The organism is Gelidimonas diazotrophica, from assembly GCF_055694025.1.
Map to the genome: position 1 here is coordinate 3,435,049 of NZ_CM146349.1, position 25,301 is coordinate 3,460,349.

Annotated in this window: 21 protein-coding genes; 11 read left to right on the forward strand and 10 right to left on the reverse strand. The window is 58.9% G+C overall.

The features are described from left to right. Positions 1-479 precede the first annotated feature (479 nt). The 3 genes from KGFNPO_RS15975 to KGFNPO_RS15985 are packed head-to-tail and all read right to left on the reverse strand — an operon-like array spanning position 480 to position 6,365. Positions 480-1,937, reverse strand: coding sequence for an efflux transporter outer membrane subunit (locus KGFNPO_RS15975; RefSeq protein WP_472634509.1), 1,458 nt, complete (start codon positions 1,935-1,937; stop codon positions 480-482). A 7-nt stretch (positions 1,938-1,944) separates the two neighbouring features. Then, positions 1,945-5,097: an efflux RND transporter permease subunit gene (locus tag KGFNPO_RS15980; protein ID WP_472632220.1), complete on the reverse strand. Its 3,153-nt coding sequence runs from the start codon at positions 5,095-5,097 to the stop codon at positions 1,945-1,947. 11 nt (positions 5,098-5,108) lie between these two features. After that, positions 5,109-6,365 carry an efflux RND transporter periplasmic adaptor subunit gene (locus KGFNPO_RS15985; protein ID WP_472632221.1) on the reverse strand — a complete coding sequence of 419 codons (1,257 nt, stop codon included), beginning with the start codon at positions 6,363-6,365 and terminating at the stop codon, positions 5,109-5,111. A 420-nt stretch (positions 6,366-6,785) separates the two neighbouring features. Between KGFNPO_RS15985 and KGFNPO_RS15990 the strand changes: the two genes are divergently transcribed. From KGFNPO_RS15990 to KGFNPO_RS16015, 6 genes are all read left to right on the forward strand, one after another. Further along, entirely contained in the window at positions 6,786-7,427 is a 642-nt protein-coding gene (locus KGFNPO_RS15990) for a TetR family transcriptional regulator (RefSeq protein ID WP_472632222.1), read from the forward strand. A gap of 31 nt (positions 7,428-7,458) precedes the next feature. Next, the gene (locus KGFNPO_RS15995) at positions 7,459-8,592 is read left to right on the forward strand and encodes an MlaE family ABC transporter permease (protein ID WP_472632223.1); all 1,134 of its coding nucleotides are present in this window, start codon (positions 7,459-7,461) and stop codon (positions 8,590-8,592) included. Positions 8,593-8,630: 38 nt separating this feature from the next. Further along, positions 8,631-9,446, forward strand: a complete 816-nt coding sequence (locus KGFNPO_RS16000; protein WP_472634510.1) for an ABC transporter ATP-binding protein — start codon at positions 8,631-8,633, stop codon at positions 9,444-9,446. A gap of 14 nt (positions 9,447-9,460) precedes the next feature. Further along, positions 9,461-10,402 carry an MlaD family protein gene (locus KGFNPO_RS16005; RefSeq protein ID WP_472632224.1) on the forward strand — a complete coding sequence of 314 codons (942 nt, stop codon included), beginning with the start codon at positions 9,461-9,463 and terminating at the stop codon, positions 10,400-10,402. A 162-nt stretch (positions 10,403-10,564) separates the two neighbouring features. Beyond that, a complete protein-coding gene (locus KGFNPO_RS16010) occupies positions 10,565-11,218 on the forward strand; it encodes an ABC-type transport auxiliary lipoprotein family protein (RefSeq protein WP_472632225.1) in 654 nt (217 codons plus the stop codon). A gap of 3 nt (positions 11,219-11,221) precedes the next feature. Further along, positions 11,222-12,400, forward strand: a complete 1,179-nt coding sequence (locus KGFNPO_RS16015; protein ID WP_472632226.1) for a VanZ family protein — start codon at positions 11,222-11,224, stop codon at positions 12,398-12,400. A gap of 604 nt (positions 12,401-13,004) precedes the next feature. Here KGFNPO_RS16015 and KGFNPO_RS16020 read toward each other — a convergent pair. From KGFNPO_RS16020 to modA, 4 genes are all read right to left on the reverse strand, one after another. Beyond that, positions 13,005-13,826 carry a TOBE domain-containing protein gene (locus KGFNPO_RS16020; RefSeq protein WP_472632227.1) on the reverse strand — a complete coding sequence of 274 codons (822 nt, stop codon included), beginning with the start codon at positions 13,824-13,826 and terminating at the stop codon, positions 13,005-13,007. An 87-nt stretch (positions 13,827-13,913) separates the two neighbouring features. Continuing rightward, entirely contained in the window at positions 13,914-14,624 is a 711-nt protein-coding gene (locus KGFNPO_RS16025) for an ABC transporter ATP-binding protein (protein ID WP_472632228.1), read from the reverse strand. A gap of 12 nt (positions 14,625-14,636) precedes the next feature. Continuing rightward, positions 14,637-15,308: a molybdate ABC transporter permease subunit gene (gene modB, locus KGFNPO_RS16030; protein ID WP_472632229.1), complete on the reverse strand. Its 672-nt coding sequence runs from the start codon at positions 15,306-15,308 to the stop codon at positions 14,637-14,639. A gap of 30 nt (positions 15,309-15,338) precedes the next feature. Next, positions 15,339-16,097 (reverse strand): molybdate ABC transporter substrate-binding protein, encoded by a 759-nt coding sequence (gene modA / locus KGFNPO_RS16035; RefSeq protein ID WP_472632230.1) that lies wholly within the window; start codon positions 16,095-16,097, stop codon positions 15,339-15,341. Between the two features lie 199 nt (positions 16,098-16,296). Here modA and KGFNPO_RS16040 point away from each other — a divergent pair, with 199 nt between their 5' ends. From KGFNPO_RS16040 to KGFNPO_RS16060, 5 genes are all read left to right on the forward strand, one after another. Continuing rightward, a complete protein-coding gene (locus tag KGFNPO_RS16040) occupies positions 16,297-16,632 on the forward strand; it encodes a (2Fe-2S) ferredoxin domain-containing protein (protein WP_472632231.1) in 336 nt (111 codons plus the stop codon). Between the two features lie 2 nt (positions 16,633-16,634). Then, positions 16,635-17,270: an alpha/beta hydrolase gene (locus KGFNPO_RS16045; RefSeq protein ID WP_472632232.1), complete on the forward strand. Its 636-nt coding sequence runs from the start codon at positions 16,635-16,637 to the stop codon at positions 17,268-17,270. Positions 17,271-17,439: 169 nt separating this feature from the next. Further along, a complete protein-coding gene (locus tag KGFNPO_RS16050; protein ID WP_472632234.1) occupies positions 17,440-18,594 on the forward strand; it encodes a D-alanyl-D-alanine carboxypeptidase family protein in 1,155 nt (384 codons plus the stop codon). Positions 18,595-18,895: 301 nt separating this feature from the next. Then, positions 18,896-19,741, forward strand: a complete 846-nt coding sequence (locus tag KGFNPO_RS16055) for a D-amino acid aminotransferase (protein ID WP_472634511.1) — start codon at positions 18,896-18,898, stop codon at positions 19,739-19,741. Positions 19,742-19,826: 85 nt separating this feature from the next. Beyond that, on the forward strand, positions 19,827-20,096 hold the full coding sequence (locus tag KGFNPO_RS16060; RefSeq protein WP_472632235.1) for an HP0495 family protein: 270 nt from the start codon (positions 19,827-19,829) through the stop codon (positions 20,094-20,096). A gap of 98 nt (positions 20,097-20,194) precedes the next feature. Here the strand turns inward: KGFNPO_RS16060 and KGFNPO_RS16065 are convergent, their stop codons facing one another. From KGFNPO_RS16065 to KGFNPO_RS16075, 3 genes are all read right to left on the reverse strand, one after another. Continuing rightward, positions 20,195-20,701, reverse strand: coding sequence for an acetone carboxylase subunit gamma (locus KGFNPO_RS16065; RefSeq protein ID WP_472632236.1), 507 nt, complete (start codon positions 20,699-20,701; stop codon positions 20,195-20,197). A gap of 70 nt (positions 20,702-20,771) precedes the next feature. Beyond that, positions 20,772-23,096: a hydantoinase B/oxoprolinase family protein gene (locus KGFNPO_RS16070; RefSeq protein ID WP_472632237.1), complete on the reverse strand. Its 2,325-nt coding sequence runs from the start codon at positions 23,094-23,096 to the stop codon at positions 20,772-20,774. An 11-nt stretch (positions 23,097-23,107) separates the two neighbouring features. Further along, positions 23,108-25,264 carry a hydantoinase/oxoprolinase family protein gene (locus KGFNPO_RS16075; RefSeq protein ID WP_472632238.1) on the reverse strand — a complete coding sequence of 719 codons (2,157 nt, stop codon included), beginning with the start codon at positions 25,262-25,264 and terminating at the stop codon, positions 23,108-23,110. Between the last annotated feature and the right edge of the window lie 37 nt (positions 25,265-25,301).

Genomic DNA, 25,301 nt, shown 5'->3' on the forward strand with positions numbered 1-25,301 from the left:
ATTGATGAGTATTTTTTAGAATGCTCTAAAAAAATGCGGAAAACACACTATTTTTAACGATACTCACGTTTTTTTAAAAAAGTAGGTTTCTATTCAGCCTGCTATGAGGTTGATATCCAAGTGACTGCTTTATGTCATTGGCGGTTGTATTGACGCTGTTTTTGATGTTAGGCCGCTTGGGACGCAGCCGTTTGTGTGCTGCAGAAAATGGATCAGAAATGAAGGCTGTCTGAGCGTAGCGAGTTCCTTCATTTCCCATTTTTTGCAGCACACCAACGGGTACCCGAAGGGCAAGTCTGCGGTCGCCTTTCTTTTGCTCACTTTTCTTTGGCGAAGCAAAGAAAAGTGAGTAGCTGTCGGGCTACCCCCGACAAAGCATCCACGAAGAGTACAGCGATTAATTAAGTCGTTGACTTTGCAGTCACCCTCTCCCGCAAGCGGGCGAGGGGGTATTCATAGCGGGCTGAACGGTTACCCGCTTATTGTGCGGCGCTGCTGGTTTCCTGCCAACCGCCGCCCAACGCGCGGTACAGGTCGATCGCATTGGTCAGGCGCAACAACTGCACCTGCACCAGCGTTTGCTCGGCGGCGAACGATTGACGCTGGGCGTCGAGCACGTCGAGCGAGCTGGCGATGCCGTTGCGAAAACGCGCTTCGGAGAGTTTCAGGCGCTCGGCTTCGGCGTCCTTGACTGCGGCCTGGGCCTCGATCTGCTCATCGAGCAGGCTGCGCGCCACCAGCGCATCGGAGACTTCGCGAAAGGCGCTCTGGATGGCTTTTTCGTAATCGACAATCGCCAGGTTTTTGCGCACTTCGGCCAGATTCAAATTGCCCCGGTTGCGCCCGCCATCGAAGATCGGCAACACCAGTTGCGGCGCGAACGACCACGCGCCGGAGCCGGCGTCGAACAATCCCGCCAGCGCATTGCTGGCAGTGCCGGCGCTGGCGGTGAGCGCAATGCGCGGGAAGAATGCGGCCCGCGCTGCGCCGATATTGGCATTGGCAGATTTCAATTTTTGCTCAAGCTGGCGGATATCGGGACGGCTGGCCAGCAGGTCCGACGGCAGTCCGGCCGGGATTTCGGCGACAATGTTTTGCGCTGACAGCGCTTGTGCCGGCGGCAACTCGGCCAACGGCTTGCCGACCAGCAGCACCAGCGCGTTTTCCGCCTGGGCGCGCTGGCGCGACAGCGTGACTAACGCCACTCTGGCCGTCTGCAGCAGGGATTCTTCCTGGCGCAGGTCGAGCGCGGAACTGGCGCCGACTTCAAAGCGTTTCTGCGCCAGCTGGTAGCCGCTAGTGCGTGCATCGAACGATTGCTGCGCCAGCGCGCGTTGTTCGGCAAACCCGCGCTCGGCCAGATACGCCTTGGCGACTTCCGCCACCAAACTAATTTTGACTGACTGACGCGCTTCTTCGGTGGCCAGATATTGCGCCAGCGCGGCGTCATTCAGGCTGCGCACCCGGCCGAAAAAATCCAGCTCGAACGAGGCCAGGCTGACGCCGACGTCGTAGCGGCTGCTGATGCTTGCGGTGCTGCCTTGCGAGCGCAGATCGGGCGGCGTCCGGTTGCGCGAACCGCTGGCTGTAGCGTTCAGGTTCGGCAGCCGGTCGGCCGACTGGATGTTGTACTGGGCCCGCGCCTCTTCGATGCGCAGCGCGGCTGTGCGTAAATCGCGGTTGTGCTCCAGCGCGCTGGCGATCAGGGCCTGCAACCGCGCATCCGTGAAGAACTCGCGCCAGCCGATGTCGACCGCCGAGCGGCTGGCGGCGTTGTCGGATGCGGTGCTGGCCGATTGGTCACCGTAGCTGGCAGCCATCGGCGCATCCGGGCGCACATATTGCGGCGTCAGCGAACAGCCCGACAGCACGCCGGCGACCAGTAACAAAGCCGGCATCCGTTGCTGCACGGGTTTAAAAAATTTCGATTTGAACATTTTGGATTTAAACACTTTCATTCTCCACATCGATTTGCTTATGGCTCGCGTACATCTTGCGCTGCCGCTCGCTGCCCTTGAACAGGGTGCGCACCACGACAAAGAATACCGGCACCAGAAACACTGCCAGCAGGGTGGCGGCAATCATGCCGAACATGACGCCGGTGCCGATCGCGCGTTGCGCGGCCGAGCCCGCGCCGCTGGCCAGCACCAGCGGCAATACGCCGAGGATGAAGGCCAGCGAAGTCATGATGATCGGCCGGAACCGCAGGTGTACCGCTTCCAGCGTGGCTTCGATCAGGCCCATGCCTTGCGCCTGCAGATCCTTGGCGAATTCGATGATCAGAATCGCATTCTTGGCCGACAGGCCGACCACCGCAATCATCCCGACCTTGAAATACACGTCGTTGGGCATGCCGCGCAGGGTCACGCCCAACAGCGCACCGAGAATCCCGAGCGGCACCACCAGCATCACCGCGACCGGAATCGAGGTGCTTTCGTACAGCGCAGCCAGCACCAGAAACACCGCCAGCAGCGACAACGCGTACAGCAGCGGCGCTTGCGAGCCGGAAGTTTTTTCTTCCAGCGACTGGCCGGTCCATTCAAAGCCGAAGCCGGGCGGCAGTTTGGTCATCAGCGCTTCCATTTCGGTCATCGCATCGCCGGTACTGGAGCCGGCTGCAGCGCCACCGGAAATCTTCATGGCCGGATAGCCGTTGTAGCGGATCAGTTGCACCGGACCGGTAATCCAGCGCGAGCTGACGAAGGCCGAGAACGGCACCATCGCGCCCTGCGCATTGCGGGCGTACAGCTGGTTCAGATCCTCCGGCTGCAGCCGTTGCGGCGCATCGGCTTGCACGATCACGCGCTGCTGACGGCCCTGGTTCGGGAAGTCATTGACATAGCTGGAACCGAGCGCCGTCGAGAGCACGCTATTGATGTCGGCAAACGACACTCCGAGCGCGTTGGCCTTGTCGCGGTCGATATCGAGCTCCAGTTGCGGCGCATCTTCCAGCCCTTCGGGCCGGACACCGGCCAACACCTTGCTCTTGGACGCCATGCCCAGCATCTGATTGCGCGCAGCGACCAGCCCGGCGTGTCCAACCCCGGCGCGGTCCTGCAAGCGGAAGGTGAAGCCGGTGGCGTTGCCCAGTTCAGGAATCGGCGGCGGGTTGATCGGAAACACGATCGCATCCTTGATTTTCGACAGCGCGCCCATGGCCCGGCCGGCAATCGCATCGGCCGAATCTTCCGGCCCGCGCTCGCTCCAGTCTTTCAGCGGCGTAAATGCCAGGCCGGCATTCTGGCCGTTGCCTGAAAAGCTGAAGCCGGTCACCGCGACGATATGGGCAATGCCGGGCTGCTTCAGGTAGTAATCCTCGACCTGCTTGACGACTTCAAGCGTGCGGCCGGTGCTGGCGCCGGGCGGCAACTGGATGTTGGTTACCAGATAGCCCTGATCTTCCGACGGCAAAAAGGATGCCGGCAAACGCGCATACAGCAAGCCGACGCAGACCACAATCAAGCCGTACACCAGCATGTAACGCCCGGTCTTGCCCAGCATCCTGGCGATAAAACCCTGGTAACCGGTGGCGGTACGGCTGAATCTGCGATTGAACCAGCCGAAGAAACCGGTCTTTTCGTGATGATGACCGGCCTCGACCGGCTTCAGAATCGTCGCGCACAGTGCCGGCGTCAGGGTAAACGCCATCAGCACCGAGAAGAACATCGACGCCACCATCGACAGCGAGAACTGGCGATAAATCGCGCCGACTGCGCCGCCGAAGAATGCCATCGGGATGAATACCGCGATCAGCACCAGCGTGATGCCGATCAGCGCGCCGGTAATTTGCCCCATCGCCTTGCGGGTGGCGTCGCGCGGCGACAAACCTTCCGCGCTCATGATGCGCTCGACGTTTTCCACCACCACGATCGCATCATCGACCAGGATACCGATCGCCAGCACCATGCCGAACATGGTCAGCACGTTGATCGAAAAGCCGAACAGCAGCAAGGTGGCAAAAGTACCCAGCAACGCCACCGGCACCACGATGGTAGGAATCAGCGTGTAGCGGATATTCTGCAGGAACAGATACATCACCAGGAACACCAGCAGGATCGCTTCGAGCAGGGTCTTGACCACTTCTTCAATCGAAATCTGGACGAACTTCGAAGTGTCGTAAGGCACCACGTACTGAACGCCGGACGGGAAGTATTTCGACAGCTCTTCCATCTTGGCGTGTACCGCCTTGGCAGTGCCCAGCGCATTTGCGGTGGGCGACAGTTGCACCCCGATCGCCGAAATTGGCTTGCCGTCGATGCGCGCGGAAGTGGCATAACCCTGGCCGCCGATTTCAACCCGCGCCACATCGCGCAGCCGCACCATCGAACCGTCGGCATTGGCGCGCAGCACGATGGCGCCGAACTGCTCGGGTGTCGACAACTGCCCGGAGACCACGATAGTGGCGGAAATCTGCTGCCCGGCCGGGCTCGGCAAATCGCCCAGGGTGCCGGATGCGACCTGGGCATTCTGGTTCCTGATCGCGGTCGAGACATCGGCCGGGGTCAGTTTGTAGCCGACCAGCTTGGTCGGATCGATCCAGATCCGCATCGCGCGTTCGGTGCCGAACAACTGGGCTTGCCCGACGCCCGGCACACGCTTGATTTCATTCAATATATTGCGCGACGCATAATCGCCCAGCGCAACCGGATCGAGCTTGCCGTCTTTGGATGCCAGCGTGACGAACATCAGGAAGTTGCTGCGCGACTTGGTGACCTGCACCCCTTGCTGGGTGACCGCTTGCGGCAGGCGCGCCTCGACCCGTTTCAGGCGGTTTTGCACATCCACCGCGGCCAGATCGGCATTCGAGTCGGTGGAAAAGGTCAGCGTGATCTGCACCTGGCCGTTGGCCTGGCTCTGCGATTCAACGTATTGCAAGCCCTCGGCGCCGTTCATTTCCTGTTCGATCAGGCTGGTGACGCTATCGTCCAGGATCTGGGCGGTGGCGCCCGGATAGGCGGCCGTCACCACGATGGTGGGCGGGGCGATGTTCGGATATTGCGATACCGGCAATTGCGTGATGGCCAGGATCCCGCCCAGCATGATGAAGATCGCCAACACCCATGCAAATACCGGTCGATCAATGAAAAATTTTCCCATTCTGTGGCTCCTTATTGCGCTTTTGCGGTTGGAACAACTTTGGGAGTATCTTTCTTTTCAGCGCTATTTTGTTGCGCAGAAGGCACTGTGCCTTTGGCAGTATCCGCCGCTTTCGGTTGCCCGGGGTGCCATTCGACGACCTTGACGGCTGCGCCCGGCTTGATTTTTTGCAGCCCTTCCACCACCACCCGGTCGCCGGCTTGCAGGCCCTCTTTGATCAGCCAGTCATTGCCCTGCGCGCTGCCGGTTATCACCGTACGCACAGCCACCTTGTCGTCGGCTCCGACCACCATCACAGTAGCGCCGTCGGCACCGCGCGTAAGCGCTTGCTGCGGCACGCTAATGGCTTGTTCCCGGACGCCCTGCTCCAGCTTGGCGCGCACATACATGCCAGGCAACAGGCGACGTTTCGGGTTTGGAAATTCGGCCCGCAAACTGACCGCGCCGGTGCTTTCATCCACACTCAGGTCGGAAAACAGCAGCTTGCCCGGCAGCGGATACGGCGTGCCATCTTCCATCACCAGCGTGACCGCGGCCTTGCCCTGGCCTACGCTTTGCAGTTCGCCGTTGGCCAGCGCGCGCTGCAGTTTCAGCAGATCGGTGCTGGATTGGGTCAGGTTGAGATAAATCGGATCGAGTTGCTGAATCGTCGCCAGTTGAGTGGCTTCGCCCTGGCCGACTAACGCACCTTCGGTCACCAGCGCACGGCCGATACGGCCGGAAATCGGCGCGGTCACCCGGGTGTAACCGAGATTGAGTTGGGCGATGGCGCGCGTTGCCTTGGCTGAGGCGACGTCGGCGGCGGCCTGTTTCTGTGCGGTGCTGGCGTCGTCGTATTCCTGCCTGCTGACCGCATTGATTTCCATCAGCGGCTTGTAACGCTGCAGTTTCAGGTTGGCCTGCGCCAGGTTGGCTTCGGACTTGGCCAGCGCTGCCTGGGTGCTTTCGTAAGTAGCTTGATAGGAGGCCGGATCGATCCTGAACAGCAGCTCGCCTGCCTTGACTTCGCTGCCCTCGCGGAATTCGCGCTTCTGCACGATGCCGGCGGCGCGGGCGCGCACTTGCGCTATGCGCGTGGCTTCCAGCCGGCCCGGCAATTCGTTGGTGATCGTCAGCCGCTGCAATGCCACCGTCATCACCGACACTTCGGGCGCTGGCGCGCCGGCACCGGGCGCTGCCCCGGCCTTGGGTTTTTCGCTACAGCCGGCGAAAATGGATAACACGGCGAGTACGGCAGCCAGGCGCGCAAAGCGTTGATGTGATGTCATAGAACTCTCATACGGTAATGGTTGGCAAACCACCTGCCCCACCGCAAGCAGCAGGCAGATGAACAGGTGAATGGGGGAAAAACAAACAGCAGCTAAATAGCGCAACTATGCAACTACGCAAATGCGAAAATCCCGGTATATAAAAGGTGGATGGGTGAAACCCATCATTTTTTTGACCGCGGTTGAAGAGTGATGGGTTTCACCCATCCTACCCATATTGCTTCAATGCTGCTGGTGCAACGGGAACTTCGGCTATTATATATACATTCGCGAATGTATGTTAAATTGATGAACGATTGAAAAATCATCAGGATTTGCGCACATATTTAAGTATTACAAGCAAGTATTACAAGCAAGTAGTACAGGCTCAGCAGTGCAGGCTGGTCGTGCCTGCACTGCTGGCAACAAGGACATTTCATCATGGCAAGATGTACCAAGGAAAAAGCGCTGGAAACCCGCGAGCGCATTCTCGATGCGGCCGAAGACGTCTTCGATGCCAAGGGCGTGTCGAGCACTTCGCTGGCCGACGTGGCGGCCGCGGCGGGCGTGACGCGCGGCGCGGTTTACTGGCATTTCACCAACAAGGCCGATCTGTTCGATGCGATGTGCCAGCGCATTCGCTCACCGATGCAAACCATGATCGAAGCCACCGCTGACGCCAGCACCAATGATCCGCTGGGCCAGTTGCGCGAGGCTGGCCTGTTCGTGATGCGCCAGGCAGTCGGTAATCCGCATAACCGCAAGGTATTGACGATCCTGTCCCATAAATGTGAATTCGTCGATGCCAGCGATCCGATTCTGATTCAGCGCCGGGAATGGCTGGCACACGGCCAATTTCAGCTGGAGCGCATCCTCGCCAATGCGAAAGCCAAAGGGCAAGTGCCGGCCGATCTGGATCTGCGCCTGGCCTCCCTGATGCTGCACGTCACGTTCGACGGCTTGCTCCACCTGTGGTTGTTTGCGCCGGATAATTTCGATCTGGTAGCGGATGCCGAAAAGATTCTCGATGCCGCAATGGCCAGCTTCTGCAGCGGCAGCGAATCACTGCGCACGCCCGAGTGACGTAGCGCCACTTCTCCCTTACACTGCAAGCATGCCAGGCACACAAGACCCCACGCTCACCGTTGACCGCATTGACGGCAACGACAGTGTGACGCTGCGCGCCTCCGGCACCTGGCTGGTGCAAAAAATGGCGCAAAAAAAAGTCATGCAGGCGCTCCGTGCCAGCGTCCAATCGATCCCGCCCAACAACAATGCACAATGGGATTTATCGCAGATTGATCGCCTCGATCACATCGGCGCGCAATTTTTCTGGAATCTGTGGGGCAAAACCCGGCCGCCCAAGCTGACGCTGGCCCCCGCACAGGAAAGCTTTTTTGCGCGTTTGGCAGATGCCGGCCATCTCGCGTTGCCGCCGCAGCCAGTGCCACGGCTGGTGCCACTGGTCACGCTGGGCCGCGGCGTGCTGGATTTTTTTGAACACATCCACAGTTTCATCGGACTGATCGGGCAACTGATGCTGGACCTCGGCCAGTTCGCGCGCAATCCCGCGCGCGGCCCGTGGAAAGAAATTTCGGCGAATATCTTCCATATCGGTTTTCAGGCGCTGGGGATTACCGCCCTGGTCGGGTTTCTGATCGGCGTGGTGTTGTCGTATTTGTCGGCGCAGCAATTGCACACCTTCGGCGGCGACATTTATCTGGTCAATATCCTGGGCATGAGCATCATCCGCGAACTGGGACCGCTGCTGGCGGCGATTCTGGTGGCCGGGCGTTCCGGCTCGGCGATTACCGCCCAGCTGGGCGTGATGCGGGTTACCGAAGAACTCGATGCGATGCTGGTGATGGGCTTGCCGCACGGCTTCCGGCTGGTGCTGCCGAAAGTCATTGCGCTGGCGATTGCAATGCCGCTGCTGGTGATCTGGACCGACGCGATTGCGCTGATCGGCGGCATGACCGCGGCCCAGCTGCAGCTGGGCATGTCGCCCAGCTATTTCATCCAGTCGCTGCCGGATGCGGTGTCGCTGCCGAATTACTGGATTGGGCTCGGCAAAGGCGTGGTGTTCGGCGCACTGATCGCGCTGGTGTCGTGCCATTTCGGCTTGCGCATCAAACCGAATACCGAAAGCCTCGGGCACGGCACCACTACCTCGGTGGTCAGCGCGATCACGGTGGTGATCCTGGCCGATGCGGTGTTTGCAATCGTCTTCAGCGGAGTCGGCTACTAATGACTACCGGCCCGATCATCGAACTGCAGGATATCTGCATGCGCTTCGAAAACAACGTCATTCTTGAAAACCTGAACCTGGTCGTCCAACCGGGCGAAATCCTGTCGCTGGTGGGCGGCTCCGGCTCCGGCAAAACCACCGTGCTGCGCCAAATACTCGGCTTGCAGCGACCCACCAGCGGCAGCGTGCGAGTTTTCGGCGAAGATATCCAGCGCACCAGCGCGCAGCAATTGCAGGCGCTGCGCCAGCGCTGGGGCATGCTGTTCCAACACGGCGCGCTATTTTCCTCGCTGTCGGCGTTCGAGAATGTGGCGCAACCGCTGCGCGAATTGCGCTATTTGCCGGAAGACCTGATCCGCGACACCGTGCTGCTCAAGCTCGGCATGGTCGATCTCGGTCCGCAAGATGCGCTCAAGATGCCGGCCGATTTGTCCGGCGGCATGGTCAAACGGGTGGCGCTGGCGCGCGCGCTGGCGCTGGAGCCGGAGCTGCTATTCCTGGACGAGCCCACCGCCGGCCTCGATCCGGACATGTCGGAAACCTTCGTGCGCCTGATACGGTCGCTGCACCAGGAACTCAAACTCACGGTGGTAATGGTCACGCACGACCTCGATACGCTGCTGGCGCTGTCGAGCAAGATTGCGGTGCTGGCCGACAAGCGCGTGATCATCAACGCCGTGCCGACCGCAGTGATCGCCTTCGAGCACCCGTTCATCAAGGATTTCTTCCTCGGCGCACGCGGCCGCCGCGCGCTGGAAGCATTGGATACCTCCCCTCTTCCCGACCCTCTCCCAAAGGGAGAGGGTGAGAACGGCAGCCCGGAAAATAAAACCCTTTCCGGGCCGAATCAATAAAATGGAAACCCATCATGGAAAATAAATCACATGCGCTGATGGCCGGCCTGTTTACCGTTGCGCTGATGATTGCAGCGGTGTTTTTCGCGCTCTGGTTCAACCGTGACCGGGTCGATCGGGTGCCTTACGAAATGGCGACCACGCTGGCGGTGTCGGGCCTCAATCCGCAGGCAGCGGTGCGTTACCGTGGGCTCGATGTGGGCCAGGTCGATGCGATCCGCTTCAATCCGCAACGGCCGGGCGAAATCCTGGTCCAGATCAGCGTCGATCCGCAGACCCCGATCACGCAGTCGACCTTCGGCACGCTCGGCTATCAGGGCGTGACCGGGATCGCTTATGTCGAGCTGGACGACGACGGCAGCAAGCCGGCGCCCTTGGCCAGCAACAAAAACCGCCCGGCACGGATCGAAATCCGGCCCAGCATCCTCGACAACATCCAGAGCCGCAGCGCCGCGATCCTGCAGCATTTCGAAGCCCTGACCATCAATTTCAACGCCCTGCTGGCGCCGGCCAACCAGCAAAAAATCATCGGCGCCATCGATCACATCGGCAGCGCCGCCGCTGCGCTGGAAGCGTTGCCGCAGCAGTTGGGACCAACCGTGGCGAAACTGCCGGCGCTGGCCGACCAAGCGCAACAGGCCTTGACGTCGATCTCGGCGCTGTCCAGAGACGCCAGCGCGCTGACGGTCGATCTGACCAAGACCAGCCGGCAACTGCAGGCCGCTGACGGGCCGCTGGCCAAAATCACTGATACCGCGGACCACTACAGCGCGATTGCCGACAATATCGAGCGCGATGCATTGCCCAGGATCAATGCCCTGACTGGCGAAGCGCGCAGCACGATGCAGAGCCTCAACCGCAGCATCGAGAAATTCGGCGAAAACCCGCAAAGCATCCTGCTCGGCGCGCCCGATCCGGCGCCCGGACCGGGCGAAGCGGGCTTTCAGGGCAGGTAAGCGATTGCACCTTAGACATATTGAAATATGTGACAGTATAGGAAAAAATGATATGTTTTCCGCATTATTTCATTGGCAGTTGAAAAATACGCTGACGTGTATATACGCAACACGCCAGCCCGTAACCCGCAGCGCGCAATAACGCCAGACCAAGGACCCGCCATGCATCCATTCCAAAAAACCGGCCATTATTTGCACCCTGTACTGCTACTGCTGTGCGCGCTGATGGCCGGCTGCGCCACCCGCGCCCCGCTCAATCTGTACGATTTCGGCCCGCTGCCGGTGGCAAGTGCGGCCAGTGGGGACAGCGCCGGTACGGGTGCGAGCAACCCGCTGCCGGCGCTGTCGGTTGCCAGCGTGGATGCGCCCGCCGCGCTGAACAGCCCGCTGATGCGGTACCGGCTGGCCTATGCCAGCGACTTGCAGACCCGCTCGTATGCCGGCAGCCGCTGGAGCATGACGCCGGCGCAATTGCTGGAGCAACGCCTCAAGGCGCGCCTGGCGCAAGCCGGCACCGTGGTGCTGTCGGGCCGCGAAGGCGCGGGTACGCTGCCGTTGCTGCGCATCGAAGTCGATGAAATGATCCAGAACTTCAGCAGCCCGAACCAGAGCGACGCGCAACTCGCGCTGCGCGCCACGCTGTTCAAGGGCCGCACCCTGCTGGCGCAAAAATCCTTTCGCCAGCAAATAGCCGCAGCCAGCGCCGACGCCGGCGGCGGCGCGCAGGCGATGGCCAGCGCCAGCGATGCATTGATCGGCGAAATGATGGCGTGGCTGGCCGAGACGCCTGTATCACCTGCACCGCTGCAGAAATAATCGATGACCGAAGAAGCGCCACTGCAACCTTCGCCGCTGGCACGCATCACGCTGCTGGCTTACCTGTTTCTGATCGTCTATGCCAGCTGGTTTCCATTCTCGGGCTGGCGCGACGTCGGCCTGCCGCCATGGGGTTACCTGTGGGCGCCGATGCCGAAATACTGGACCAAATTCGATGCCCTGATCAACATCGGCGGCTACATTCCGCTCGGCATGCTGATCGTGTATGCGCTGCATCCGCGGTTCAGGAAAGCCGGCGCGGTCGTCATCGCGATTCTGGCCGGCGCACTGGTATCGGGCACGATGGAGGCGGTGCAACAATATCTGCCGAGCCGGGTGTCCTCGATGCTGGACTTTTACACCAACATCGGCGGCGTCTGCATCGGCGCGCTGCTGGCGACCTGGAGCGCGGCCGCGCTGCTGGAACGCGGCCGCCTGCGCCTGCTGCGCCAGCAATGGTTTCAGCATCAAGCCAGCAGCGGCATGATTCTGCTGGCGCTGTGGCCGCTGGCGCAAATTTTTCCGCAAGGCTACCTGTTCGGTCACGGCCAGCTGCTGCCGATCCTGTCGGACTGGATCTCGGATGCGCTATCGGACTGGGTCCCGGAGACGCTAACGGAGTCACTGACCGGCTGGCAAAGCGATCTGCTATCGGCGCCGATCCATCTGAACACATTTCTGAGCCGCAATCCTAAGACTAGCGCCGGGCAATACTGGCTGCTGGAGACGCTCATTACTGCGTCCGGCCTGACCGGCGCGGTGTTGCTGCTGCACTGTCTGCTGCGCAAGAGCGCGCCCAAAGTGGCGCTCACGCTGGTGTTGGTCGGCGCTGCGCTGGCCACCAAATCGCTCGCCAGCGCCTTGCTGTTTACGCCCGAAAATGCCTTTGTCTGGCTCACCATCGGAGCCCAGGGCGGCCTGCTGGTGGCGGCGCTGATGCTGTCCGGCCTGATCTATACGCAGCCCGTGATCCAGCGCCGGCTGGCGGTGCTGATGCTGACAGTGAGTCTGCTGGCGGTCAACAGCGTGCCGGTCAATCCCTACTTCGTGGCGACGCTGCAAGCCTGGGTGCAGGGAAAATTCCTGAATTTCAACGGCGCTGCACACTTCCTGTCGCTGTTATGGCCGTTTTTAACGCTGTGGTTTTTGTTGCATCCGCTGCACCGCGTCAAGCGCCCGTAGTGCGGGCAGACAGTCACTAAAATTCGTAACTGTTCACCTCGCTATGAATACCCCCTCGCCCGCTTGCGGGAGAGGGTTGGGGAGAGGGTGACTGCAAAGTCGACGACTTAATTAATCGCTGTACTCTTCGTGGATGCTTTGTCGGGGGTAGCCCGACAGCTACTCACTTTTCTTTGCTTCGCCAAAGAAAAGTGAGCAAAAGAAAGGCGACCGCAGACTTGCCCTTCGGGTACCCGTTTGTGTGCTGCAAAAAATGGGAAATGAAGGAACTCGCTTCGCTCAAACAGCCTTCATTTCTGATCCATTTTCTGCAGCACACAAACGGCTGCGTCCCCAGCGGCCTAACATCAAAAACAGCGCCAATACAACCGCCAATGACATAAAGCAGTCACTTGGATATCAACCTCATAGTAGGCTGAATAGATACGAAAATTCTAAATTAATAGGGGTATGTGCAAAAACAATGCATATTCAGCATTATTTAATTGAGGTTTTTAAAATACATGACTATGTATAAAAATATGTAATTCCTTCCGCAGCGTGCAGAAGAAATGAATCGACCGCCGTTGCAATCACGCAAATGTTCCTGGAGTGACGCCCGGCTTTACGCCGGCACACCCAAAATCACACTGGACGCCTTGAAAATCGCGCTGGCCTTGACGCCCACCGCAAGTCCGAGCGTGCTGCAGCTTTCATTGGTGATGATGGCCGCGACCGCGCCGCCGCCGCCGGCCAGCGCGATCACGACTTCGGTGTTGACCGCGCCCGGCTGCACGCGCGAGACGGTGCCGCTGATGCGATTGCGGGCGGAAAACTTCGCGTCCGCGTCTTCCGTCACCAGAATGATCGAAGAAGACTTGATCAGCGCAAACGCTTCCGCTCCGAGGCACAAGCCAAGCCCCTTGGTGCTCTCCTGCGTGACGATGGCGACGATCTTCTGGCCGCCGCCGATCTCCAGCTCGATCTCGTCGTTGACCGCGCCTTGCCTGACATGCGTGACCTTGCCCATAAACTGGTTGCGGGCACTGGTTTTCATAGTCATTCTCCTGATCAGTAAAAAATCGTCGGCGATCCCCTCGGCTTGCGCCTGACGGCTGAGTTGATCGACAAAGTTGCGATGCTCGCGCTCGATGATTCCGAAATTCGCCACCAACTGCGCGCCGCGCCGGGTCAAGCGGGTGCCGCCGCCGCCCTTGCCGCCGGCCAGTCGCTCCACCAGCGGTTCGCCAGCCAGATTGTTCATGCTGTCGATGGCATCCCAGGCCGCCTTGTAACTCATCTTGATGGCCTTGGCCGCCTGGGTAATCGAGCCGCATTCGGCGATGCTGGCCAGCAGCGCGACGCGCCCCGGGCCGCCGAAATTCTCGCCGCCCACCATCATCCATACCGAACCGCGCAACTCGATGGATTTATCTTTCATCTCCATGTGCTTTATCCGCCTTATCTATTTGAGATTCTTTGCGTTGCGCTGGCAAACCGCATACAGCAATGTGCAAAACAATGCGCAAAAAATTCAGTCCGCAAAATCCGTAATTTCCAGTGAAACATCGCTGCTATTGCCGGCATCGATTGCGCCTTCGCGCAGTTCCAGAACCTGTTCGCCAAACACCCGCGCGTCCTCCGGATCGTGGGTGATCAGGATCATCGGCACCTGCAGCCGGCGCTGCAGTGCGTCGAGTTCGCTGCGCATCGACACCCGCAGCACTGGATCGAGCGCGGCAAACGGCTCGTCCAGCAGCAGCGCTTGCGGCCGCGTCACCAAGGCGCGCGCCAGCGCGGCGCGCTGACGCTGGCCGCCGGAAAGTTCGTCAGGGAATTGATGGGACACATGACGCAGATGAAAAGCATCCAGCCAATAATCCACCGCCGCGTGCCGATCGCGCTCACATGGATTGAACCAGCCGCGCGCCAAGCCGAAACCGACGTTCTGACGCACGTTCAGATGCGGGAACAGCGCATAGTCCTGAAACAGGTAAGCCACATTGCGCGCCTGCGGGGCCAGGTTGACGCCCGCCGGCGCATCGAACAACGTGCTTTCGCCCAGGCGGATATGGCCGCTGTCGGGCCTCATCAAACCGGCAATCGCCTTCAGCGTCAGGCTCTTGCCGGAGCCTGACGGCCCGATGATGACAATGCGCTGACGGTTCGAGCGCAGCTGCACGTTCAGGTGGAAAGTGCGCTTGCCGGAGCGCAGCGTCTTACGGATATCGATGTCAAATTGCATGCGTTTCACCCACTATCGATTGACGATCCGGCCGGGAGCCAGCCGGCCGGCCGCCAGCAGCACCACCACACAGACCGCCGAAGTGATCAACACCAGGGTATTGGCCACGCCGTCCTGCCCCGCCTGCACCGCTTCGTAGACCGCGATCGACAAGGTTTGCGTTTTACCGGGAATGCTGCCGGCCACCATCAGAGTCGCGCCGAACTCGCCCAGCGCGCGGGCAAAGGCCAGCAGCACGCCGGCCAGAATGCCGCGCCAGGCCAGCGGCAGCGTGATCCGGAAAAAAATGCCGGCTTCGCCGATACCCAGCACCCGGGCCGCCTGCTCCAGTTGGCCATCGACCGCCTCGAAGGCGGCGCGCGCCGGCTTGAACACCAGCGGAAAGGCCACGATGGCGGCGGCGATCACCGCGGCCTGCCAGGTGAAAATCAGATTGATGCCGAAATTATCAAACAGCCATGCGCCCAGCCAGCTGCGCCGCCCCATCAGCACCAGCAGGTAATAGCCCAGCACGGTGGGCGGCATCACCATCGGCAGCGTCAGCAGCGTATCCAGCAAGTCGCGCCCAGGGAAGCGCAGGCGCGTCAGCGCATAGCCCACGGCGATGCCAAGGACGAGGTTGATCGCGGTGGCGCAACCCGCGACTTTCAACGAGAGGGTGAGTGCGGTCCATGCCGAATCCATATCGAATCTATGCGCTATTGGCTGGTGTTGTCAGGGCTTGCTGAAGCCGTATTTGTGCAAAATCGTCTGTCCGGCAGGCGACAGAATGTAGCCGACAAAGCGCTGGGCTTCCTCGCTATGGGTGCTGGCGATGGTTTTTGCAATCGGGTAGCTGATGGCGACATCCAGCGCAACCTCCAGCACTACCTTGACCTTGTCTTTCATGAGCGCGGCGTCGGTGGCGTAGACGAACCCTGCATCGACTTCGCCACGGGCCACGTAATCCAGCGATTGCCGCACGTTTTGCGTGCTGATGACCTTGGCTTCCACCACCGACCACAGCTTGGCTGCTTCCAGCGCGTGTTTGGCATAACGCCCGACCGGGACGCTGGCCGGGTTGCCGATGGCAACGCGTTTGATGCCGGGCTGGCCCAAATCCTCCAGTCGCTTGAGCGCAAGCTTGCTGTCGTCGGGTTCAATCAGGAGCAGCGTATTGCGCACGAAATTATGCCGGTCGCCGGCCGCAACCAAGCCTTGCTTCTCGGCCATGTCCATCGTCTGCTGATCGGCGGAAGCGAAAATATCGACCGGAGCGCCTTTTGCCAATTGCTGCAACAGCGCGCCGGACGCACCGAAGTTCAACGCAATTTTTGCGTCAGGATATTGCGCCTGATAGCTTTGCGCGATTTCCTTGAAAGCGTTGGTCAGGCTGGACGCAGCGGAAACCGTGAGATCGCCGGCAAGGGCGGAGCCGGCTGCAACGACCAGGGCGGCGGCTGCCAGCAGCCGTTTCAAAATCGTGGATTGCATTTTTATGCCTTAATTATGCTTCGATAAAAACCGTAATATATAACAATATATAGCGCTATCAAAGCCGCTTGCCGCAACCTTGACCGAAGTCAAGAAAATCGGCCTGCTACCGGTGCGGCAATTCCGCCGCAGCCGGCATCGGGCAATCCGGCTGCGGTGTATCATTGCGGGTCCGACTTCCCGCCTTGCAAGGCCCGACATGAGCGATATGCCTGACACTCCCGATATTCCTTATTATCAGCATCACGTTTTCTTTTGCCTCAACCAGCGCGAAGACGGCCGCCCCTGCTGCGCCGATCGCGGCGCGCAAGCGGCGCAGCAACACGCCAAACAGCGCATCAAGCAGCTCGGCCTCGCCGGCGCCGGCAAGATTCGCATCAACCAATCCGGCTGCCTCGACCGTTGCGACGAAGGCCCGGTCATGGTGGTGTATCCGGAAGGAACTTGGTACACCTATGTCGATAACGAAGACATCGATGAAATCATCGACAGCCATTTAATCGGCGGCAAGGTCGTCGACCGCCTGAAAATCTGACAATGAACCTCCACCTCAAAAAATTCTTCATCAGCGGCGCTGCCGGCCAGCTCGAATGCGCGCTCACCTTGCCCGATGCAACCGAATTCGCCACCCCGCGCGGCGTGGCGCTGATAGCGCATCCGCACCCGCTGTATGGCGGCACCATGGACAACAAGGTGGTGCACACGCTGGCGCGCACCTTCACCAAGCTGGGCTATGTCACGGTGCGGATGAATTTCCGCGGTGTCGGCGCTTCCGAAGGCGTGCATGATGCCGGCCTCGGCGAGACCGACGACATGGCTATTCTGCTGGCGCACATGCAGCAGCAATATCCGGAACTGCCGGTGGCACTGGCCGGATTTTCTTTCGGCACTTTCGTCCAGGCGCAATTGCAGCAGCGCCTGATTGCGCAAGGCCAGCCGGCCGAACGGCTGGTGCTGGTCGGCACCGCCGCCGGCAAATGGGCGATGCCCGCCGTGCCGGCCAATACCATCCTGATCCATGGCGAGCAGGACCAGACGATTCCGCTCTCCGACGTGTTCGACTGGGCCCGGCCGCAGGATCTGCCGGTGCTGGTGATTCCAGGCGCTGATCATTTTTTTCACCGAAAATTGCAACATATCAATAATCTGATGGTCGAAATGTGGCGTTGTTAAGTACGTAGGATGGGTGAAACCCATCGTGTAAGTTCGATAAATGATGGGTTTCACCCATCCTACGAAAATTATTAAGACATTCCCAGCTGCACATGTCGGGTTACGCGATGAAGCCGCTAACCCGACCTACACGAGTTTTCCATTCACAAATCTCACTTTCCCCAAGCCCATGAAAAAATTATGTGCGGTATTTGCCGCCAGTGTCCTATCCCTTTCCATTCTTTCCACCGCAGTGGCGCAAACCCTGCCGTCGCCGACGATTGCAGCGCGCTCCTGGCTGTTGCTGGACATGAACAGCAATCAGGTGATCGCCTCGCAAGATCCGGACCTGCGCATCGAGCCGGCCTCGCTGACCAAGGTCATGACCGCCTATCTGACTTTTGCCGCGCTCAAAGACAAGAAGCTGGCGATCAACCAAATGGTGACGGTGTCGGAACATGCCTGGAAAGTCGACGCCGACAGCTCCAAGATGTATATCGAACCGCGCGTGCCGGTCAGCGTGAATGACTTGCTGTACGGCCTGATGGTGCAGTCGGGCAACGACGCGGCGGTAGCATTGGCCGAAGCGGTGGCCGGCACCGAAAGTGCATTCGTGGTGTTGATGAACCGGGAAGCGCAGCGCATGGGCATGAAGAACACCCGCTTCGGCAATCCGCATGGCTTGCCCGATGCAGAAAACTTCTCGACCGCACATGACCTGTCGCTGCTGGCCTCGCACATCATCGCCGACTACCCGGAGTTCTATAAGATCGATTCGACCAAATATTTCACCTATAACAAGATCAAGCAGCCGAACCGCAACCGCCTGTTATGGTCCGATCCATCGGTGGACGGCATGAAGACCGGCCATACCAACGCTTCCGGCTACAGCATGATTGCCTCGGCCAAGCGGCCCAACGGCTCCGGCCAGCGCCGCCTGCTCAGCGTGCTGTCGGGCGCGACTTCCGACCAGTTGCGCGCGCAGGAAAGCCAGAAATTGCTGAACTGGGGTTTCCAGAATTTCGACGCGGTCAAGCTGTACGCCAAGGGCCAGCCGCTCGCCACGCTGCCAGTCTGGAAAGGCGCACAAAATCAGCTCAAGGTCGGATTTAACCGCGACGTGTTCGTGACGCTGCCGAAGGGCATGGCCGACAAGATGAAGCCAGTGCTGGAGCGCAACGACCCGCTGGTGGCGCCGATCAATCAAAACGCCAAGATCGGCACGTTGAAGATGATGGTGGACGGCAAAGTGGTGACGCAATTGCCGGTGCTGGCGCTGGAGCAAATCAATCAGGCCAGCATTTTCGGACGCGCCTGGGATTCGCTGCGGCTGTGGATAAAATAATCTGATCGACCCGGTGCGCGGCTGTCAGCAACCCTGTCAACAGCCGCGCACCCATTTTCGCAATATCAACTTTCTTAGGCTTAACTATGCGCAGCATACTGCGCACTGTAAATATTAATACCGCAATCAATATATGCGGCAATAGCATTGTTTTAATACATACTCCCGTATTTTTTAAAATTCATCGGAATCCCGGCACAACAAGCCCGTCGTCGTTATGCATTAATTGCATCGTCTGATGGCACGCGCTGTGCCAAAATTCACGCTTTCACTTTAATGGAAACTAATGGAAACCCACACCATGGACGACCCACTGGTCTATCTGAACGGCCAACTAACGCCACTGTCCGAAGCTAAAATCCCGGTGCTGGATCGCGGCTTCATCTTTGGCGACGGCATCTACGAAGTCATTCCGGTATACAAGCGCAAGATGTTTCGCTCTGAACAACATCTGGCGCGCCTGTTTCGTAGTCTGGACGCGATCAGCATCACCAATCCGCACACCAAAACCGAATGGTTGGCCCTGATCCAGACCATCATGGATGCGCATCCGGCCGACGACCAGATGGTGTATCTGCAAATCACCCGCGGCGTAGCCAAGCGCGCCCATGCGTTCCCGGCCGACGTGACGCCGACCGTTTTCATCATGACCAATCCGATTGTGTTGCCAAGCGATGCCGTGCGCGCCAAGGGCGTGGCGTGCGTCTCGCTGGAAGACAAGCGCTGGCTGCATTGCGAAATCAAGTCGAGCTCGCTGCTGGGCAACGTGCTGGCCGCGCAATATGCGGCCGAACACGACGCCACCGAATCGATCCAGTTCCGCGATGGCTTCCTGACCGAAGCGTCCTCCTCCAACGCGTGGATCGTCAAGGACGGCAAGCTGATGGGCCCGCCGAAGACCAATTTGATTCTGGAAGGCATCCGTTACGCGCTGCTGCAGGAACTGTGCGCCGCCAACGGGATTGTCTTTGAAGCGCGCAATATCGCCCGCGCCGAAGTCTTTGCCGCCGACGAAGTGTTGTTATCGTCAGCCACCAAGGAAGTGCTGCCGGTAGTTTCCATCGACGGCCAGCCGATCGGAGCAGGCGTGCCCGGCCCGATGTACAAAAAATTGTATGCGGCCTATCAGGCGGCGAAAGCGGCCTAGCACGCTTGTCTTTTCGGATTTGGGCCTAAAATAGTTTCCTGCGTCGGACCTTTTTGTTCGGCGCATCCATCACTAAACCGAAACCATGGCAACCACTCCCGACACCCTGATTGAATACCCCTGCGATTTTCCGATCAAGATCATGGGCGCAATGCACGATGATTTCGCCCAGATCATCGTCGAGCTGGTGATCCAGCACGACCCCGGCTTCGATGCCGGCAAACTGGAAATGCGGCCCTCTTCCAAAGGCAGCTATCTCGGCCTGACCGTCACCGTGCGCGCCACCAGCCGCGTCCAGCTCGACGATTTGTACCGAGCGCTATCGTCGCATCCGATGGTCAAAGTAGTGCTGTAAACCGCAGGACGTAGGTTGGGCTGCAAAGCCCAACATTTTTCCGGTCCGCTACAGAAACCGTTGGGCTTTGCAGCCCAACCTACGCGTTTAGTTGACGCTTAGTTGGCTTTTTCCGGCAATGGCAGATGCACCCAGTCATTGTAGAAAGCTTCGATATTCGGCTCGAATTCATGAATCACCGGATACCACGGCGTTGGCGCTTCGACGTCATGCATGGTTCCGCACTCCGGGCAGTAGTACTCACGGTATACCTGCCAGGTCGTGTCCGGCGCCATCAGCTCCGGATAGACTTCCTGCATCGCTTCCGGCGTATCGCGCACATACACCAAAGCCTCCAGTTTCCAGTTTTTGCGGTAATCGCCAAACTCGTGACCGCAACTGCATTTAGTGACCCATTCCTTGGTTTTTTTGTTTTGCGCGATGTAAAGATGCAAGCTGATCGGAAGAATCACCTTGTCATCCCAGGGCAATTTGGACTGCAGCGTATTCAAATACATGCGGAAGCGATCATGGTCCTTCGGCAAAGAAAGCATGCGCATGGTGGTTTCCCAGTCCAGCTTGCCTTCCACCAGATAGTTCACTTGCTCTTGTGTGTAAACAGACATTTTATTTCTCCAATAAGGGGGGCTGGCCGGAGCCGAGGTTAAACCCCACACTCCGAACTCCGGCTTCAAATCACTCTTCGACCAGGCTCACGGTGCGTACGTCAGGCAACTTCGACAGATCCATCCGGTATTTGGAACCGAATGAAGGCACGCCTAACTCGGACTCCAGCAGTTCCCAGTCAGCGGGCAGATCCCAGAACGTCTTGAATTCATTCTTGAACTTGGCGCTGAGGTCAAAGCTGGTTGCAAACATGTGACGCACCTGTACCGATGAGGATTTAGTGATGACCCGTGCGCGTTCTTCTTTCATCCATTCGCGGGTTGGAACGGCTCTGGCGATCCGCTCTTTGCGGACTTCCTTGCGACGGACGACAGTCTTGGCAACATCGACTTTCCATACTTGATTGTTGTCTTGCGCTATCACGACGCCGTAGACCTTCACCGCGAACTCGGGCAACACGAAGTGACTATTGAGATCATTTTCAACCGACGCGCAATCGCGATCGAGTGGATCGCCAAAGCCCGGGCCGCCACGCAAATAGTTCAAATACAGGTCATGGTTTTCGAAAATTGCTTCGGTGGTGGTGCATTGCTTGTCACGCTTGACCTCCGCCGTGGCGCTAATGTGACGCTCGTATTCCGTATTTCCGGGATTGCGATCGGCGCCCAATGGCAGCGATAAACCATCCTTGATGCGTGCTTCAAGATCGGTTTTGTGCGCTTCAAAACGATACCCGGTAGCCGATGGGTAACCGCCCATCAAACCCCAGTCGCTGTTCATGTAGCCATTGCCGGAGAAGAACATAGTCCAGTCTTGGGCTTTCCACACCATGCGCAGGGTTTCGAAACCACAGCCGCCACGGAATTTGCCGTAACCGCCGGAGTTGGTCTTGACGTTGCGGCCCATGTACAGCAGCGGTTCCGCCATTTCCCAAATCTCGATATCGCCCATGTCGCCTTCAGGATTCCACACCGCGGCATTGTGGTTCAGTCCATCCTTGATCGCGCAAGCGCCGGTGCCGCATGCGGCAGTCTCAAAATTGTTGACCGCATGCACTTCGCCATCCTGATTGATGCCGCCACCCTGCAGCCAGTTGCAGGCATTGGCATTGCCGGCATTGACTTCCTCCAGATAGCCGCGGGCATAGTAGGCCTGGCTCATGCCGCGCCAGATCCCGCTCCAGGCCGAAACCAGGAAATGCCAGGCGTTGGCATGCGCGGTACGGCGGTCGTCCGGATTCATCCAGGTGCCTTTGGGAATCTTGAATTCGGTCGCGAAGTAGGCGCCATCGTTGATGCGCGCAGTCGGCACCAGGGTTTGCGTCAGCATCACCCAGATGCCGCTGGTGAATGCCACCTGATTCGCGTTGTAGCTATGCCAGCCCCAACGGCTTGCGCCTTCAAAATTGAGCTTCCAGGTGGCGTCCGGACGTATCGTCATTTCGCACGGCGCATGCATGATGCTGTTCATCTTGCCGAACTCCGAAGCCAGACTCATGTCCTTATGGTCATACGGAACATCGACAAAGGAAACCCTGCGATAGACCCCGGGAATAGTCATTGCCTTGAGCCGCAACTGCAGGCCGCGCCGGCCCTCTTCGATGATTTCGTGGGCAAATTTGGTGTAATTCGCTATCCCTTCGGCCGCCAGAACTTCCTCTACCAGCGTGCGTATCATGTGGCAACCGGCGATCCGGGTGCGTTCGTCCAGAATCCAGTATTTGGCGGTACGGACATTGCGCTGACTCTCGTGCAGCCAGTCGCGCAGCGGCGTGTCGTTGATGCCGGTCTTGCGGCAGGTCACCTGCAAGCCGTCGCCGAAGCGCGAGACTTGACCGCTCGACATCGAACCCGGCGTCATCGCACCGAGGTCAATCACGTGGGTGACGCCGCCAACCCAACCCACCAGATTACCTTCCCAGAAGATCGGCACGATGGTGGCGATATCGCACGGATGCACATTGCCGATCGAGCAATCGTTGTTAGTGAACATGTCGCCCGGGTTGATGCCCGGATTGAGTTCCCATGCATTTTCGATCATGTACTTGATCGCCGCGCCCATGGTGCCGACGTGGATGATGATCCCGGTGGACGTCAGAATGCAGTCGCCGGCGGCGTTATACAGCGTGAAACACAGTTCGCCTTCTTGCTCCACGATAGGAGACGCTGCAATTTTTTTCGCCGTTTCGCGGGCGTGCACCAGGCCGCCGCGAATTCTGGAAAACAGCTTTTCATAGGTAATCGGATCTGCTTCCTTGAACTCCAGCGTTTCGAGTCCGTTATAAAAACCAGTCTCCTTGGTGCGCGCCAAAATCGCATCGCGATGCTCCTTGAGGGTCTTGCCGTTGCCCAGCAAATCGGGCAAGCCCATTTCTTTCCGTGACATTTTGTTCATGATTGGTCTCCTTATTTGACTGCTTTGACTTCTTTGAGATGAAATAAGCGGTGCTTGTCACAATAGGTTTCAAACCCCAGCGGCACGATGAAAGTGGTGGAAGGCGATTCGATAATGGCCGGACCCACTACGCGGTTGCCGGCCTTGAGTGCTTCCATCGACCAGATTTGCGCATCCTGCCATTGTTTGTGGCGATAGAAAGGACGGCTGCCGATATGCGCTTCTTTGGGCGGAATCGGGCCGGCATCCGGCTCTTCGGGCAGTTCCGGCTTGGAGGAAACAACGCTGCCGCGCATGATTGCGCCAGTCACGCCAAAACCCAATTCCGGTGAACTTGCAGACGCCGCATAAACCCGGGCATAGGTCTCGTCAAATGCGTGCACCATCTTTTCCCAATCCGCCAGCGTGGACGCATTGGTGATCGGTGAATTGATTTCGAGGTCGTTGAGCTGACCCATGAACTGCATTCGATAGCCCGGACGCAGCAATACATCTTCCGGCTTGAATCCGTTAATGATGAATTCGTCGATGACTTTTTCGCTCAGTTCTGCCCATGCTGCGGTCAGGGTGGTGCAGGCTTGTACTTTTTCAGCGTCGGTGGCTTTTGGGCCGACCCCGATATCGACACTCTTGTCATAGCGGTATTCGTACTCGGCGCAGGCGCAGCCAAAGGCGGAGAAGCCGGCCGCCCAGGCTGGCACCACCACGTCCTTGAAGCCCAGGCCTTCCGTATAACCGTAGGTATGGACCGGACCCGCACCGCCGTACGAGAAGCACACAAAGTCAGCCGGGTTGTAACCCTTGGCGCTGATGACCGAACGCATGTATTCGCGCAGGTTCAAATCCAGCAGTTCGATCACGCCTGCCGCGGCATCTTCGACCGAGAGGCCGAGTGGATCGGCGATTTGTTCCTTCAGATATTTACGGGCCCGGTTGAGGTCGAGCTTGATCGCGCCGCCCAGGAAATTGTCCGGATTGAGGTAACCCAGCACGACGTGACAATCGGATACCGACACCGTATCCAGACCGCTGTCGGCCCAACACATGCCGACCCGATAACCGGCGCTGTCGGGTCCGAGTTTGATCGCCTTGCTGTACGGATCAATGCGGATAAAGCTGCCGGCGCCAGCACCGACTGAATCCATCGCGACCAGCGGCAAGGACAGCAACAGGCGCGCCATGTCCGGATCAGACTGGATCGCGAAATTGCCCTTGGTAATGATCGCCATGTCAAAACTGGTGCCGCCGATATCGCTGCAGGCAATATTGTCATAGCCTAGTTTCTGGCCCAGAAATTTGGAACCGATCACGCCGCCGATGGGGCCGGAGACGATGGTGCGAGCCAGCTCCTTGGCTTTCCAGCCGATGGTGCCGCCGTGGGTTGCCATCACGCGCAGATCGAACTTGGCGCCATGTTTCTTGAAGCGGTCACTGACTTTTTTCAGCGTGGCGCGTGAAGGTTCCGCCGCATAAGCTTCCAGAATGGTGGTGTTGGTACGGTGGGTTTCCTTGCGTGACGGGTAATAATCGACGGTCGCGAAGACCGGGATATCGGCACCGATTTTTATCAATTCTTCACGGCAGATATCGCGTGCACGCAATTCGCTCTGGGCGTTCTTGTGCGATTGCAACAGACTGATCACGATCGCCTGCGAACCGCGCGCCACCAGCTCGCGGGTGGCAACCCGTACTTCCTCTTCGCGCAACGGAATCACGACCTGACCCTGGACATCGGTGCGTTCGGTGACGCCGCGAGTGCGCGACAGCGGCACCAGTGGTTCGTCGTAATGGTGGCAATTCAAATGAATCCGTTCTTCCAGCGCATACCCGAGATAGCTTTGCGCGGCACGGCCCATCGAATGGATATCTTCAAAACCCCGGTTGCACATCAGACCCACATCCAGGCCTTTGCGCTGCACCACCCGGTTCAACATGGCAGTACCGGAATAGACGCAGGTCAACAGTTCCGGGAAAACATCATCCACCTTGCGCTGCCATTCTGCCAGAGCGTCGATCGACGATTCGTAGATCGCCTGTGATTCGTCCCCAGGATTACTCTGCGCCTTGCCGACCACGAATGATCCATCCTCCCTGACGAAGAAGGTGTCAGTCATCGTGCCGCCGGCATCGATGCCCATCACCTGTACTGGTGAGTGTTGAGTTTGCATGTGTGTCTCCTCAATGAATGTGGTTTTTTCAAATCCG